Below are 13,133 nucleotides of genomic sequence, written 5' to 3' on the forward strand. Positions count from 1 at the left end.
CTCCAGAGCTGCATAGAGTGGACTACGTTCCAACTAAAATCTGTGCTGCGAGGATAAAAACAATGAACGACAGCATTTACCTCTCGATTCAAAACAGCTCGCGTTTCAAGGAGCTGGTCAGCAAGCGCGAACGATTCGCCTGGATACTGTCGGCGGTCATGCTCGGGCTCTATTCGGGCTTCATCTTGCTGATTGCCTACGGACCCCATGTGCTGGGGGCAAAACTCAGTCCTGAATCATCCATCACCTGGGGTATCCCCATTGGTGTCGGGTTGATTGTCGCGGCCTTTGTCCTGACCGGTATCTACGTGCGACGCGCCAACGGCGAATTCGACGACCTGAACAATGCGATTCTCAAGGAGGCTCAGCAATGATCCGGCGTCTATTGGCTTTTTTTAGCGTCGCGGCCTTTGCTCCCAGTCTCTGGGCGGCCGATGCCCTGACCGGCGAAGTGCATAAACAACCCCTCAATGTCTCTGCGATCATCATGTTCGTGCTGTTCGTCGGGGCCACCCTGTGCATCACCTACTGGGCCTCCAAGCGCAACAAGTCGGCGGCCGACTACTATGCCGCGGGCGGCAAGATCACCGGTTTCCAGAATGGCCTGGCGATTGCCGGCGACTACATGTCGGCAGCATCCTTCCTGGGGATTTCCGCCCTGGTGTTCACCTCCGGCTACGATGGCTTGATCTATTCGATCGGCTTCCTGGTGGGCTGGCCGATCATTCTGTTCCTGATCGCTGAGCGCCTGCGCAACCTGGGCAAGTACACCTTTGCCGACGTGGCGTCCTATCGCCTGGGGCAGACCCAGATCCGCTCGCTGTCGGCCTGCGGCTCGCTGGTGGTGGTGGCGTTCTACCTGATCGCGCAAATGGTCGGTGCCGGCAAGCTGATCCAGCTGCTGTTCGGCCTCGATTACCATGTGGCGGTGATCCTGGTGGGTATCCTGATGGTGCTGTACGTGCTGTTCGGCGGCATGCTGGCGACCACCTGGGTACAGATCATCAAGGCGGTCCTGCTGCTGTCCGGTGCCTCGTTCATGGCGTTGATGGTCATGAAGCATGTCAACTTCGACTTCAACATGCTGTTCTCCGAAGCCACCAAGGTTCACCCCAAAGGTGAAGCGATCATGAGCCCGGGCGGTCTGGTGAAGGATCCGATCTCGGCGTTCTCCCTGGGCCTGGCGCTGATGTTCGGTACCGCGGGCCTGCCGCATATCCTGATGCGCTTCTTCACCGTGAGCGACGCCAAGGAAGCGCGCAAGAGTGTGCTGTATGCCACCGGCTTCATCGGCTACTTCTACATCCTGACCTTCATCATCGGTTTTGGCGCGATCCTCCTGGTCAGCACCAACCCGGCGTTCAAGGACGCGGCGGGCGCTCTGCTCGGCGGCAACAACATGGCGGCGGTGCATCTGGCCAATGCCGTGGGCGGCAGCGTGTTCCTCGGCTTCATCTCGGCGGTGGCCTTCGCCACTATCCTGGCGGTGGTGGCTGGCCTGACCCTGGCCGGGGCCTCGGCGGTTTCCCACGATCTGTACGCCAGCGTGATCAAGAAGGGCAAGGCCAACGAGAAGGATGAGATCCGCGTCTCGAAGATCACCACCGTGTGCCTGGGTGTGCTGGCGATTGCCCTGGGCATCCTGTTCGAGAGCCAGAACATCGCGTTCATGGTCGGCCTGGCGTTCTCCATCGCGGCGAGCTGCAACTTCCCGGTGCTGCTGCTTTCCATGTACTGGAAGAAGCTCACCACGCGTGGCGCCATGATTGGCGGCTGGCTGGGCCTGGTCAGCGCCGTTGGCCTGATGGTCCTTGGCCCGACCATCTGGGTGCAGATCATGGGGCATGAAAAAGCCATCTTCCCTTACGAGTACCCGGCGCTGTTCTCGATGATCATTGCCTTTATCGGGATCTGGTTCTTCTCCATCACCGACAAGTCCACTGCGGCTGACAATGAGCGGGCGCTGTTCTTCCCGCAGTTCGTGCGCTCGCAGACCGGCCTGGGAGCCAGCGGGGCGGTATCGCACTAAGGCCCCTGTGTATCGGCTTCTATATATAAGCTGAGTTGCAAACCAGTGCCCCTGTCGAGAGACAGGGGCATTTTTATTGGCGTCGCCCTTTGTAGCCGCTGGCGCAGCCTGCGATCGAGTGCACAGCGCTCGCAAGCTCGTTCAGCGTGAGAGTGATGTGGAGTTGGCATTCCACATCCGCTGTGCGGCCGAATGCAGGTAGCTACAGGGAAATGGCGGGGGAGGGGAGCACAAACAAATACGGCCTCTATAAAGAGGCCGTATCCGCTGCAGTCAAGACGTTAGCGCAAGGCAACAGGTCTTACTTGCGGTCTTCCAGCTTGGTGATGTCGCGCGACTCGTAGCCGGTGTACAGCTGGCGAGGACGGCCGATCTTGTAAGGGCTGGAGAGCATTTCTTTCCAGTGCGAGATCCAGCCGACGGTACGCGCCAGGGCGAAGATCACGGTGAACATGCTGGTCGGAATGCCGATGGCCTTGAGGATGATCCCCGAGTAGAAGTCGACGTTCGGGTACAGCGAGCGCTCGATGAAGTACGGGTCGGTCAGGGCGATCTCTTCCAGGCGCATGGCCAGTTCGAGTTGCGGATCGTTGGTGATGCCCAGTTCCTTCAGCACTTCGTCGCAGGTCTGCTTCATGACGGTGGCGCGCGGGTCGCGGTTCTTGTAGACGCGGTGACCGAAGCCCATCAGCTTGAACGGATCGTTCTTGTCCTTGGCCTTGGCGATGAACTTGTCGATGTTCGAGACATCGCCAATTTCGTCGAGCATGGTCAGTACGGCTTCGTTGGCGCCGCCGTGAGCCGGGCCCCAGAGTGCAGCGATACCGGCAGCGATACAGGCGAACGGGTTGGCGCCCGAGGAGCCTGCCAGGCGTACGGTGGAGGTCGATGCGTTCTGCTCGTGGTCGGCATGGAGGATGAAGATCCGATCCATTGCCTTGGCCAGCACCGGGCTGATCGGTTTGATCTCGCACGGGGTGTTGAACATCATGTGCAGGAAGTTTTCCGCGTACGACAGGTCGTTGCGCGGGTACATCATGGGTTGGCCCATGGAGTACTTGTAAACCATCGCGGCCAGGGTCGGCATCTTGGCAACCAGGCGGATCGCGGAGATTTCGCGATGCTGCGGGTTATTGATGTCCAGGGAGTCGTGGTAGAAGGCCGAGAGGGCGCCGACTACGCCGCACATGACCGCCATCGGGTGGGCGTCGCGACGGAAGCCGTTGAAGAAGGTCTTCAACTGCTCGTGAACCATGGTGTGGTTCTTCACGTTACCGACGAACTGGGCCTTCTGTTCTGCGGTCGGCAATTCGCCGTTGAGCAGCAGGTAGCAGGTTTCCAGGTAGTCCGACTTTTCAGCCAGCTGTTCGATCGGGTAGCCGCGGTGCAACAGAATGCCGTTGTCGCCGTCGATATAGGTGATTTTCGACTCGCAGGAGGCGGTCGACATGAAACCCGGGTCAAAGGTGAAGCGGCCCGTGGCCGTCAAGCCCCGAACATCGATTACATCGGGACCAACGGTGCCGGTTAAAATGGGCAGCTCGACGGGGGCTGCGCCCTCGATGATCAACTGCGCTTTTTTGTCAGCCATGTGGCCTCCTATTTATGCTTGAAATCATCAGACAGACCCCCCACGCAGGGCCCGCACCACTATAGTGAGATAAATCCGAATGTCAATTTGCCTAAAGTCTTGCCCCAGAAGGCTTTAACCGGACTTTTTCCTCGAAATTCCCCGCCATTTACGCCTTTTATCCGCCTAACGCAATGAGCTATTAGGGGAAGGGGATTGCGTTGTCATTAGTAGCCTAACTGTCTATACTCGGCCACCGACCGCCATGGGCTTTCGGGCCCGGTTTGATGGGGGTCGTCACTCCCTGGGTGGTGGGTACCTGACCAGTGCACTCCCCAACAACTTTGCCCTGATTGTTAGGGGCTCTTCAGTGTGAAAAAAGCCGTGAATAGCCAACGACCTGTAAACCTAGACCTAAGGACCATCAAACTCCCAGTCACTGCTTACACGTCCATCCTTCACCGTATTTCCGGTGTCATCCTCTTTGTGAGCCTTGCCATCATGCTTTATGCATTGGACAAGTCGCTCAGCTCCGAGGAAGGCTTCGGCGAGGTGAAAGCGTGTCTGACCAGTCCGCTAGCCAAGCTAGTGATTTGGGGCATCCTGTCCGCCTTGCTGTATCACTTGGTTGCCGGTGTGCGCCATTTGATCATGGACATGGGCATCGGTGAGACGCTGGAAGGCGGCAAGCTGGGCTCTAAAATCGTTATCGCCGTATCCGTGGTGGTAATCGTTCTGGCAGGAGTTTGGATATGGTAACTAACGTCACGAACCTGTCGCGTTCGGGCCTCTATGACTGGATGGCACAACGTGTGTCTGCGGTCGTTCTCGCGGCTTATTTCATCTTCCTGATCGGATACCTCGTTGCGAACCCGGGCCTTGGCTACGAGCAATGGCACGCACTGTTCTCCAACAACTGGATGCGTATCTTCAGCCTGCTGGCCATGGTTGCTCTGGGCGCTCACGCCTGGGTCGGCATGTGGACCATTTCGACCGACTACCTGACGCCGATGGCGCTGGGCAAGTCGGCGACTGCAGTACGTTTCCTTTTCCAGGCAGTATGCGGCGTTGCAATGTTCGCCTACTTCGTCTGGGGTGTGCAGATTCTCTGGGGTATCTGATTCATGGCTAACATTCCAACGATTTCTTTCGACGCCATCATCATTGGTGGCGGCGGTGCCGGCATGCGTGCCGCATTGCAGCTGGCCCAGGGCGGCCACAAGACTGCAGTGATCACCAAGGTGTTCCCGACCCGCTCGCACACTGTGTCGGCCCAGGGCGGCATCACCTGCGCCATCGCGTCGGCCGACCCGAACGATGACTGGCGCTGGCACATGTACGATACCGTCAAGGGTTCCGACTATATCGGTGACCAGGACGCTATCGAATACATGTGTCAGGAAGGCCCGGCCGCGGTTTTCGAGCTGGACCACATGGGGCTGCCGTTCTCCCGCACCGAAACCGGTCGTATCTACCAGCGTCCTTTCGGCGGCCAGTCCAAGGACTACGGTAAAGGCGGCCAGGCTGCCCGTACCTGCGCAGCTTCCGACCGTACCGGTCACGCGCTGCTGCACACCCTTTATCAGGGCAACCTGAAAGCCGGCACCACCTTCCTTAACGAGTACTACGCTGTTGACCTGGTGAAGAACCAGGAAGGCGCGTTCGTCGGTGTGATCGCGATCTGCATCGAAACTGGCGAAACCACCTACATCCGCGCGAAAGCCACCGTATTGGCGACCGGCGGTGCAGGTCGTATCTACGCATCCACCACCAACGCCCTGATCAACACCGGTGACGGTGTAGGCATGGCGCTGCGTGCCGGCGTGCCGGTACAAGACATCGAAATGTGGCAGTTCCACCCGACCGGCATCGCCGGCGCCGGTGTACTGGTTACCGAAGGCTGCCGTGGTGAAGGTGGTTACCTGATCAACAAGCACGGCGAGCGTTTCATGGAGCGTTATGCTCCGAACGCCAAGGACCTTGCCGGTCGTGACGTTGTTGCCCGTTCGATGGTTAAAGAAATCATCGCTGGCAACGGTTGCGGTCCGAATGGCGACCACGTGATGCTCAAGCTCGACCACCTGGGCGAGGAAGTGCTGCACAGCCGTCTGCCAGGCATCTGCGAACTGTCCAAGACTTTCGCACACGTTGACCCGGTGGTTGCTCCGGTTCCGGTTGTTCCGACTTGCCACTATATGATGGGCGGCGTGCCGACCAACATTCATGGCCAGGCAATCACCCAGAACGCCGAAGGCGTGGATGAGATCATCCATGGTCTGTTCGCTGTGGGCGAAGTGGCTTGTGTATCGGTTCACGGTGCCAACCGCCTGGGCGGCAACTCGCTGCTCGACCTGGTGGTATTCGGCCGCGCTGCCGGCCTGCACCTGGAAAAAGCCCTGACCGACGGCATCGAATACGATGACGCGACCGACGCCAACATCGAGGCTGCCCTGGCACGCCTGAACGCTCTGAACGAGCGTACTGATGGCGAAGATGTGGCTACCCTGCGTCGCGAGCTGCAAAGCTGCATGCAGAACTACTTCGGCGTATTCCGTACCGGCGAATACATGCAGAAGGGCATCGCCCAGCTGGCCGAACTGCGTACCCGTATCGCCAACGTCAAGATCAACGACAAGTCGCAGGCGTTCAACACTGCACGTATCGAAGCACTGGAACTGCAGAACCTGCTGGAAGTGGCCGAAGCCACTGCCATCGCTGCCGAAGTGCGTAAAGAGTCCCGCGGCGCCCACGCCCGTGAAGACTTCGAAGACCGCGACGACGAAAACTGGCTGTGCCACACCCTGTACTTCCCGGGTGAGAAGCGCGTTGCCAAGCGTGCCGTTAACTTCTCGCCGAAGACTGTTCCGACTTTTGAACCAAAAGTCCGGACTTACTAAAGGGTGATCGATATGTTGCAAGTCGAAGTTTATCGTTACAACCCTGACACCGACTCCGCGCCGAAAACCCAGGTTTTCCAGGTCGACACCGGTGGCAAGGATCTGATGGTGCTGGACGTACTGGCGCTGATCAAAGAGCAGGACGAAGGTTTCTCCTATCGTCGCTCCTGCCGTGAAGGCGTTTGCGGTTCCGACGGCATGAACATCAACGGCAAGAACGGTCTGGCCTGCATCACGCCGCTGTCTGCCGTGGTGAAGAACAACAAGCTGGTTGTTCGTCCGCTGCCAGGTTTGCCGGTTATCCGTGACCTGGTCGTCGATATGAGCATCTTCTACAAGCAATACGAGAAGGTGAAGCCATTCCTGCAGAACGACACGCCGGCTCCGGCCATCGAACGTCTGCAGTCCCCTGAAGAGCGCGAAAAGCTCGATGGTCTGTACGAGTGCATCCTGTGCGCTTGCTGCTCGACTTCCTGCCCGTCCTTCTGGTGGAACCCGGACAAGTTCCTGGGTCCAGCTGCCCTGCTGCAAGCCTATCGCTTCCTGGCAGACAGCCGCGACACCAAGACGTCCGAGCGACTGGCTTCGCTGGATGATCCGTTCAGCGTATTCCGCTGCCGCGGCATCATGAACTGCGTCAACGTTTGTCCGAAAGGCCTGAACCCGACTAAGGCCATCGGTCACATACGTAACATGCTGCTCTCGAGCGGTGTGTGATTCAGCTGCTGTAACCCAGTTGTTGTAAAGGCAGGACCGCTGTACCCGTAGAGGCTACGGCGCAGGCTTCAACCGGCGCCGTAGTTTTAAGCTGAGCAGCAGCTCACAAAGTTGCCGCTCGTATTTTGAAGAAATGAGACAAGCAGGGGCATCCGGGCTGGTACCCGGACTATCAGCGTGATCCTAAGTGGCTTGTTTTGGTCGCTGCACTCGGACTTTTGCAAGTTTGCTCGGTGTCTTCGCCGGTGGTGTTCCCCTAACCGAGGGTGACCAAGCATGCAAGAAAGCGTGATGCAGCGCATGTGGAACAGCGCCTACCTATCCGGTAGTAACGCTGCCTATGTGGAAGAGCTCTACGAGCTCTACCTGCACGACCCTAACGCTGTGCCAGAAGAGTGGCGCACTTACTTCCAGAAGTTGCCTACCGACGGCAGCACTGCCATCGATGTTTCGCACTCGACAATCCGCGATCATTTCGTGTTGCTGGCAAAGAACCAGCGCCGCGCCCAGCCGGTATCCGCCGGTAGCGTGAGCAGCGAGCACGAGAAGAAGCAAGTTGAAGTGCTGCGATTGATCCAGGCCTACCGTATGCGTGGCCACCAGGCAGCCCAGCTGGACCCGCTGGGGCTGTGGCAGCGTCCTGCACCTGCAGACCTGTCAATCAATCATTACGGCTTGACCAATGCCGATCTTGATACGACCTTCCGTGCCGGCGACCTGTTCATCGGCAAAGAGGAAGCGAGCCTACGCGAAATTCACGAAGCGTTGCAGCAGACATATTGCCGCACCATCGGCGCTGAATTTACGCATATCACCGATTCCGAGCAGCGCCAGTGGTTCCAGCAGCGTCTGGAAAGCGTACGCGGCCGTCCGACCTATTCCACGGATATCAAGGGTCATCTGCTCGAGCGCGTCACCGCAGCTGAAGGCCTCGAAAAATACCTGGGCACCAAGTACCCGGGCACCAAGCGTTTCGGCCTGGAAGGCGGCGAAAGCCTGATCCCGATGCTCGACGAGCTGATCCAGCGTTCCGGTTCCTACGGGACCAAGGAAGTCGTGATCGGCATGGCCCACCGTGGTCGCCTCAACGTCCTGGTCAACACCTTCGGCAAGAACCCGCGCGAGCTATTCGACGAGTTCGAAGGCAAGAAGAAGGTCGAACTGGGCTCCGGTGACGTGAAATACCACCAGGGCTTCTCGTCCAACGTGATGACCACCGGCGGTGAAGTTCACCTGGCCATGGCTTTCAACCCGTCCCACCTGGAGATCGTTTCGCCAGTGGTCGAGGGTTCGGTGCGCGCCCGTCAGGATCGCCGCAACGACCAGACCGGTGACAAGGTTCTGCCAATCTCGATCCACGGTGACGCTGCTTTCGCAGGCCAGGGCGTGGTGATGGAAACCTTCCAGATGTCGCAGACCCGCGGTTTCAAGACCGGCGGCACCGTGCACATCGTGATCAACAACCAGGTCGGTTTCACCATCAGCAACCCGCTGGACTCGCGTTCCACCGAGTACGCCACCGACGTCGCGAAAATGATCCAGGCGCCGATCCTCCATGTGAATGGTGACGATCCGGAAGCCGTACTGTTCGTGACCCAGCTGGCCATCGACTACCGCATGCAGTACAAGCGCGATGTGGTGATCGACCTGGTCTGCTACCGTCGTCGCGGCCACAACGAAGCGGACGAGCCAAGCGGCACCCAGCCTCTGATGTACCAGCAGATCGCCAAGCAGCGCACCACCCGTGAGCTGTATGCCGATCGTCTGGTCCAGGCAAGCGTGCTCGACGCCGAGCGTGTTCAGGCGAAAGTCGACGAATACCGCAACGCGCTGGACAACGGCCTGCACGTCGTGAAGAGCCTGGTCAAAGAGCCGAACAAAGAGCTGTTCGTGGACTGGCGTCCATATCTGGGCCACGCCTGGACTGCACGTCACGACACCACCTTCGATCTGAAGACCCTGCAGGAACTGTCCGCCAAGCTGCTGGAGCTGCCGGAAGGCTTCGTGGTCCAGCGCCAGGTCGCGAAGATCTACGAAGACCGTCAGAAGATGCAAGCCGGCGGCCTGCCGATCAACTGGGGTTATGCCGAAACCATGGCATACGCGACCCTGGCGTTCGAAGGTCACCCGATCCGCATGACCGGCCAGGACATCGGCCGCGGTACGTTCTCGCACCGTCATGCGGTCCTGCACAACCAGAAAGACGCCAGCACCTACATTCCGCTGCAGCACCTGTACGACGGCCAGCCACGTTTCGATCTGTACGATTCGTTCCTGTCCGAAGAAGCCGTACTGGCGTTCGAATACGGTTACTCGACCACCACGCCAAACGCGCTGGTGATCTGGGAAGCCCAGTTCGGCGACTTCGCCAACGGTGCCCAGGTGGTGATCGACCAGTTCATCACCAGTGGCGAGCACAAGTGGGGCCGTCTCTGCGGTCTGACCATGCTGCTGCCGCACGGTTATGAAGGTCAGGGTCCGGAGCACTCTTCGGCTCGCCTGGAGCGTTACCTGCAGCTGTGCGCCGAGCACAACATCCAGGTCTGCATGCCGACCACCCCGGCCCAGATCTACCACCTGCTGCGTCGTCAGGTGATTCGCCCGCTGCGCAAACCGCTGGTGGTCCTGACTCCGAAGTCGCTGCTGCGTCACAAACTGGCCATCTCGACCCTGGAAGATCTGGCGGAAGGTTCGTTCCAGACCGTTATTCCGGAAATCGATGCCCAGGATCCAAAAGACGTGAATCGTCTGATTCTGTGCAGCGGCAAGGTCTACTACGACCTGCTGGAAAAACGCCGTGCCGAAGGCCGCGACGACATCGCCGTCGTGCGTATCGAGCAGCTGTACCCATTCCCTGAGGACGACTTGAACGAAGTCCTGGCTCCGTACACCAACCTCAAGCATGTCGTTTGGTGTCAGGAAGAGCCGATGAACCAGGGTGCCTGGTACTGCAGCCAGCACCACATGCGCCGCATCGTTGGCAATCACGACAAGTCGCTCGTACTCGAGTACGCGGGCCGTGAAGCCTCTGCTGCACCTGCATGCGGTTACGCGTCGATGCACGCCGAGCAGCAGGAAAAACTGCTGCAAGATGCTTTCACTGTTTAACGCCTTCGCGCACCTGAAACCGAATTTAAGGAACCACAGATAATGGCTATCGAGATCAAAGCCCCCACTTTCCCGGAATCGGTTGCCGATGGCACCGTTGCCACCTGGCACAAAAAACCGGGCGACGCCGTCAAGCGCGACGAGCTGATCGTCGACATCGAAACCGACAAGGTCGTGCTGGAAGTTCTGGCCACCGCTGACGGCGTGCTGGGCGCTATCGTCAAGAACGAAGGCGACACCGTTCTGTCCGACGAAGTCCTGGGCTCCATCGCCGAAGGCGCTGCCGCCGCTGCTGCTCCAGCCGCTGCCGCACCGGCTGCCGCCCAGGCCGCAGCGCCTGCCGCCGAAGGCGAAGACGATCCAATCGCTGCTCCTGCCGCGCGCAAGCTGGCTGAAGAGAACGGCATCAACATCGCTTCCGTTGCCGGTACCGGCAAAGGCGGTCGCGTGACCAAGGAAGACGTGGTTGCAGCCGTTGCCGCCAAGAAAGCCGCTCCGGCTGCCGCGCCTGCCAAGGCCGCTGCTCCTGCCGCCGCTGCTCCGGTATTCGCTGCTGGCGACCGCGTCGAGAAGCGCGTTCCGATGACCCGCCTGCGTGCCAAGGTTGCCGAGCGTCTGGTCGAAGCCCAGTCGAACATGGCGATGCTGACCACTTTCAACGAAGTCGACATGACCGAAGTCATGGCCCTGCGTTCGAAGTACAAGGATCTGTTCGAGAAGTCCCACAACGGCGTACGCCTGGGCTTCATGTCGTTCTTCGTCAAGGCTGCTACCGAAGCGCTGAAGCGTTTCCCTGCGGTCAACGCCTCGATCGACGGCTCCGACATCGTTTACCACGGTTACGCCGACATCGGTGTTGCCGTGTCCAGCGACCGCGGCCTGGTGGTTCCGGTTCTGCGTAACGCCGAACTGATGAGCCTGGCTGAAATCGAAGGCGGCATCGCCACCTTCGGCAAGAAAGCCCGTGACGGCAAACTGTCGATGGAAGAAATGACCGGCGGTACTTTCACCATCACCAACGGTGGTACTTTCGGTTCGATGATGTCGACTCCGATCGTCAACCCGCCACAAGCGGCGATCCTGGGCATGCACAACATTCTGCAGCGCCCTATGGCGATCAACGGTCAGGTGGTTATCCGTCCGATGATGTACCTGGCTCTGTCCTACGATCACCGTTTGATCGACGGCAAAGAAGCAGTGACCTTCCTGGTTACCATCAAGAACCTGCTGGAAGACCCGGCTCGTCTGCTGCTGGATATCTGATTTCGTAGCATGGGCCGATCAGCGATGATCGGCCTTTCGCCGAAACGAACAGCTTCGTCCCACGACGGCCTCCACAAGAGGCCGTCCGGTTTGATTCGAGAAGGAATGACACATGACTCAGAAATTCGACGTGGTAGTGATTGGCGCAGGCCCTGGCGGCTATGTAGCTGCCATTAAAGCTGCGCAACTCGGCCTCACGACTGCCTGCATCGAGAAATATACCGACAAGGAGGGCAAGCTGGCCCTCGGCGGTACTTGCCTGAACGTCGGCTGCATCCCTTCCAAGGCGCTGCTGGACAGCTCCTGGAAATTCCACGAAGCCCAAGACGGTTTCGCGATCCACGGTATCAGCCACGCTGGCGTGTCCATGGACGTGCCTGCGATGGTCGGCCGCAAGGCCAATATCGTGAAAAACCTGACCAGCGGTGTTGCCACCCTGTTCAAGGCCAACGGCGTGACCTCCATCCAGGGCCACGGCAAACTGCTGGCCGGCAAGAAAGTCGAAGTCACCAAGCCTGACGGCTCGGTGGAAGTGATCGAAGCCGAGAACGTCATCCTGGCGCCGGGCTCCCGTCCAATCGACATTCCACCGGCTCCGGTCGATCAGAAAGTGATCGTCGACTCCACCGGCGCCCTGGAATTCCAATCCGTACCAAAACGCCTGGGCGTGATCGGCGCTGGCGTGATCGGCCTGGAACTGGGTTCGGTATGGTCCCGTCTGGGCGCTGAAGTGACCGTCCTGGAAGCCCTGGACACCTTCCTGATGGCTGCCGACACCGCCGTCTCCAAGGAAGCGCTGAAAACCCTGACCAAACAGGGCCTGGACATCAAGCTGGGCGCTCGCGTCACCGGCTCCAAGGTCAACGGCGAAGAAGTGGTCGTGACCTACACCGATGCCAACGGCGAACAGAACATCACTTTCGACAAGCTGATCGTAGCCGTTGGTCGCCGTCCAGTGACCACTGATCTGCTGGCTGCCGATTGCGGCGTGACCCTCGACGAGCGCGGTTTCGTGCACGTTGACGATCACTGCGCCACCACCGTACCGGGCGTTTACGCGATCGGCGACGTGGTTCGCGGCATGATGCTGGCTCACAAGGCCTCGGAAGAGGGCATCATGGTCGTCGAGCGCATCAAGGGCCACAAGGCTCAGATGAACTATGACCTGATCCCTTCGGTTATTTATACTCACCCGGAAATCGCGTGGGTCGGCAAGACCGAGCAGGCCTTGAAAGCTGAAGGCGTTGAAGTTAACGTCGGCACCTTCCCGTTCGCAGCCAGCGGCCGTGCCATGGCAGCCAACGACACCGGCGGTTTCGTAAAAGTCATCGCTGATGCCAAGACTGACCGTGTACTGGGCGTTCACGTGATCGGCCCAAGCGCGGCAGAACTGGTTCAGCAAGGTGCGATCGGCATGGAGTTCGGCACCAGCGCCGAAGACCTGGGCATGATGGTTTTCTCCCATCCGACCCTGTCCGAAGCCCTGCACGAAGCAGCACTGGCAGTGAATGGCGGCGCCATCCACATCGCCAACCGCAAAAAGCGTTAA

The 13,133-nt window shown here is 59.3% G+C and carries 10 protein-coding genes; 9 read left to right on the forward strand and 1 reads right to left on the reverse strand.

From position 1 onward, the window contains the following. Positions 1 to 62 precede the first annotated feature (62 nt). Together J4E58_RS00165 and J4E58_RS00170 are read left to right on the forward strand one after the other, a co-directional pair. Positions 63 to 374 (forward strand): DUF485 domain-containing protein, encoded by a 312-nt coding sequence (locus tag J4E58_RS00165; RefSeq protein WP_007931481.1) that lies wholly within the window; start codon positions 63 to 65, stop codon positions 372 to 374. Continuing rightward, the gene (locus J4E58_RS00170) at positions 371 to 2,029 is read left to right on the forward strand and encodes a cation acetate symporter (protein WP_007931491.1); all 1,659 of its coding nucleotides are present in this window, start codon (positions 371 to 373) and stop codon (positions 2,027 to 2,029) included. The genes J4E58_RS00165 and J4E58_RS00170 overlap by 4 nt, the downstream gene beginning before the upstream one ends. A 301-nt stretch (positions 2,030 to 2,330) precedes the next feature. Here J4E58_RS00170 and gltA read toward each other — a convergent pair whose 3' ends face one another. Continuing rightward, positions 2,331 to 3,620, reverse strand: coding sequence for a citrate synthase (gltA, locus tag J4E58_RS00175; RefSeq protein WP_007931493.1), 1,290 nt, complete (start codon positions 3,618 to 3,620; stop codon positions 2,331 to 2,333). A 351-nt stretch (positions 3,621 to 3,971) separates the two neighbouring features. On the opposite strand from gltA, the gene sdhC reads away from it, so the two are divergent. From sdhC to lpdA, 7 genes are all read left to right on the forward strand, one after another. Then, on the forward strand, positions 3,972 to 4,358 hold the full coding sequence (sdhC, locus tag J4E58_RS00180) for a succinate dehydrogenase, cytochrome b556 subunit (protein WP_169915034.1): 387 nt from the start codon (positions 3,972 to 3,974) through the stop codon (positions 4,356 to 4,358). Next, the gene (gene sdhD, locus J4E58_RS00185) at positions 4,352 to 4,720 is read left to right on the forward strand and encodes a succinate dehydrogenase, hydrophobic membrane anchor protein (RefSeq protein WP_007931497.1); all 369 of its coding nucleotides are present in this window, start codon (positions 4,352 to 4,354) and stop codon (positions 4,718 to 4,720) included. Before sdhC ends, sdhD begins: the two co-directional genes overlap by 7 nt. Positions 4,721 to 4,723: 3 nt before the next feature. Further along, the gene (gene sdhA / locus J4E58_RS00190; RefSeq protein WP_009047766.1) at positions 4,724 to 6,496 is read left to right on the forward strand and encodes a succinate dehydrogenase flavoprotein subunit; all 1,773 of its coding nucleotides are present in this window, start codon (positions 4,724 to 4,726) and stop codon (positions 6,494 to 6,496) included. Between the two features lie 12 nt (positions 6,497 to 6,508). Then, the gene (locus J4E58_RS00195) at positions 6,509 to 7,213 is read left to right on the forward strand and encodes a succinate dehydrogenase iron-sulfur subunit (protein WP_007931501.1); all 705 of its coding nucleotides are present in this window, start codon (positions 6,509 to 6,511) and stop codon (positions 7,211 to 7,213) included. 276 nt (positions 7,214 to 7,489) lie between these two features. Further along, entirely contained in the window at positions 7,490 to 10,321 is a 2,832-nt protein-coding gene (locus J4E58_RS00200) for a 2-oxoglutarate dehydrogenase E1 component (protein ID WP_007931503.1), read from the forward strand. Positions 10,322 to 10,363: 42 nt separating this feature from the next. Next, positions 10,364 to 11,584, forward strand: a complete 1,221-nt coding sequence (gene odhB, locus J4E58_RS00205) for a 2-oxoglutarate dehydrogenase complex dihydrolipoyllysine-residue succinyltransferase (RefSeq protein ID WP_009042789.1) — start codon at positions 10,364 to 10,366, stop codon at positions 11,582 to 11,584. 112 nt (positions 11,585 to 11,696) lie between these two features. Further along, positions 11,697 to 13,133, forward strand: coding sequence for a dihydrolipoyl dehydrogenase (gene lpdA / locus J4E58_RS00210; protein WP_007931507.1), 1,437 nt, complete (start codon positions 11,697 to 11,699; stop codon positions 13,131 to 13,133).

The sequence above is a fragment of the Pseudomonas sp. FW305-25 genome (genome assembly GCF_017351415.1).
GTDB classification, from domain to species: Bacteria; Pseudomonadota; Gammaproteobacteria; order Pseudomonadales; family Pseudomonadaceae; genus Aquipseudomonas; species Aquipseudomonas chlororaphis.

What these genes read in the sequence shown, in the direction of transcription:
- gltA (WP_007931493.1), bottom strand. Translation starts at nt 3,620, where the DNA reads ATGGCTGACAAAAAAGCGCAGTTGATCATCGAGGGCGCAGCCCCCGTC.
- sdhD (WP_007931497.1), top strand. Translation starts at nt 4,352, where the DNA reads ATGGTAACTAACGTCACGAACCTGTCGCGTTCGGGCCTCTATGACTGG.
- J4E58_RS00195 (WP_007931501.1), top strand. Translation starts at nt 6,509, where the DNA reads ATGTTGCAAGTCGAAGTTTATCGTTACAACCCTGACACCGACTCCGCG.
- odhB (WP_009042789.1), top strand. Translation starts at nt 10,364, where the DNA reads ATGGCTATCGAGATCAAAGCCCCCACTTTCCCGGAATCGGTTGCCGAT.
- lpdA (WP_007931507.1), top strand. Translation starts at nt 11,697, where the DNA reads ATGACTCAGAAATTCGACGTGGTAGTGATTGGCGCAGGCCCTGGCGGC.
- J4E58_RS00170 (WP_007931491.1), top strand. Translation starts at nt 371, where the DNA reads ATGATCCGGCGTCTATTGGCTTTTTTTAGCGTCGCGGCCTTTGCTCCC.
- J4E58_RS00165 (WP_007931481.1), top strand. Translation starts at nt 63, where the DNA reads ATGAACGACAGCATTTACCTCTCGATTCAAAACAGCTCGCGTTTCAAG.
- J4E58_RS00200 (WP_007931503.1), top strand. Translation starts at nt 7,490, where the DNA reads ATGCAAGAAAGCGTGATGCAGCGCATGTGGAACAGCGCCTACCTATCC.
- sdhA (WP_009047766.1), top strand. Translation starts at nt 4,724, where the DNA reads ATGGCTAACATTCCAACGATTTCTTTCGACGCCATCATCATTGGTGGC.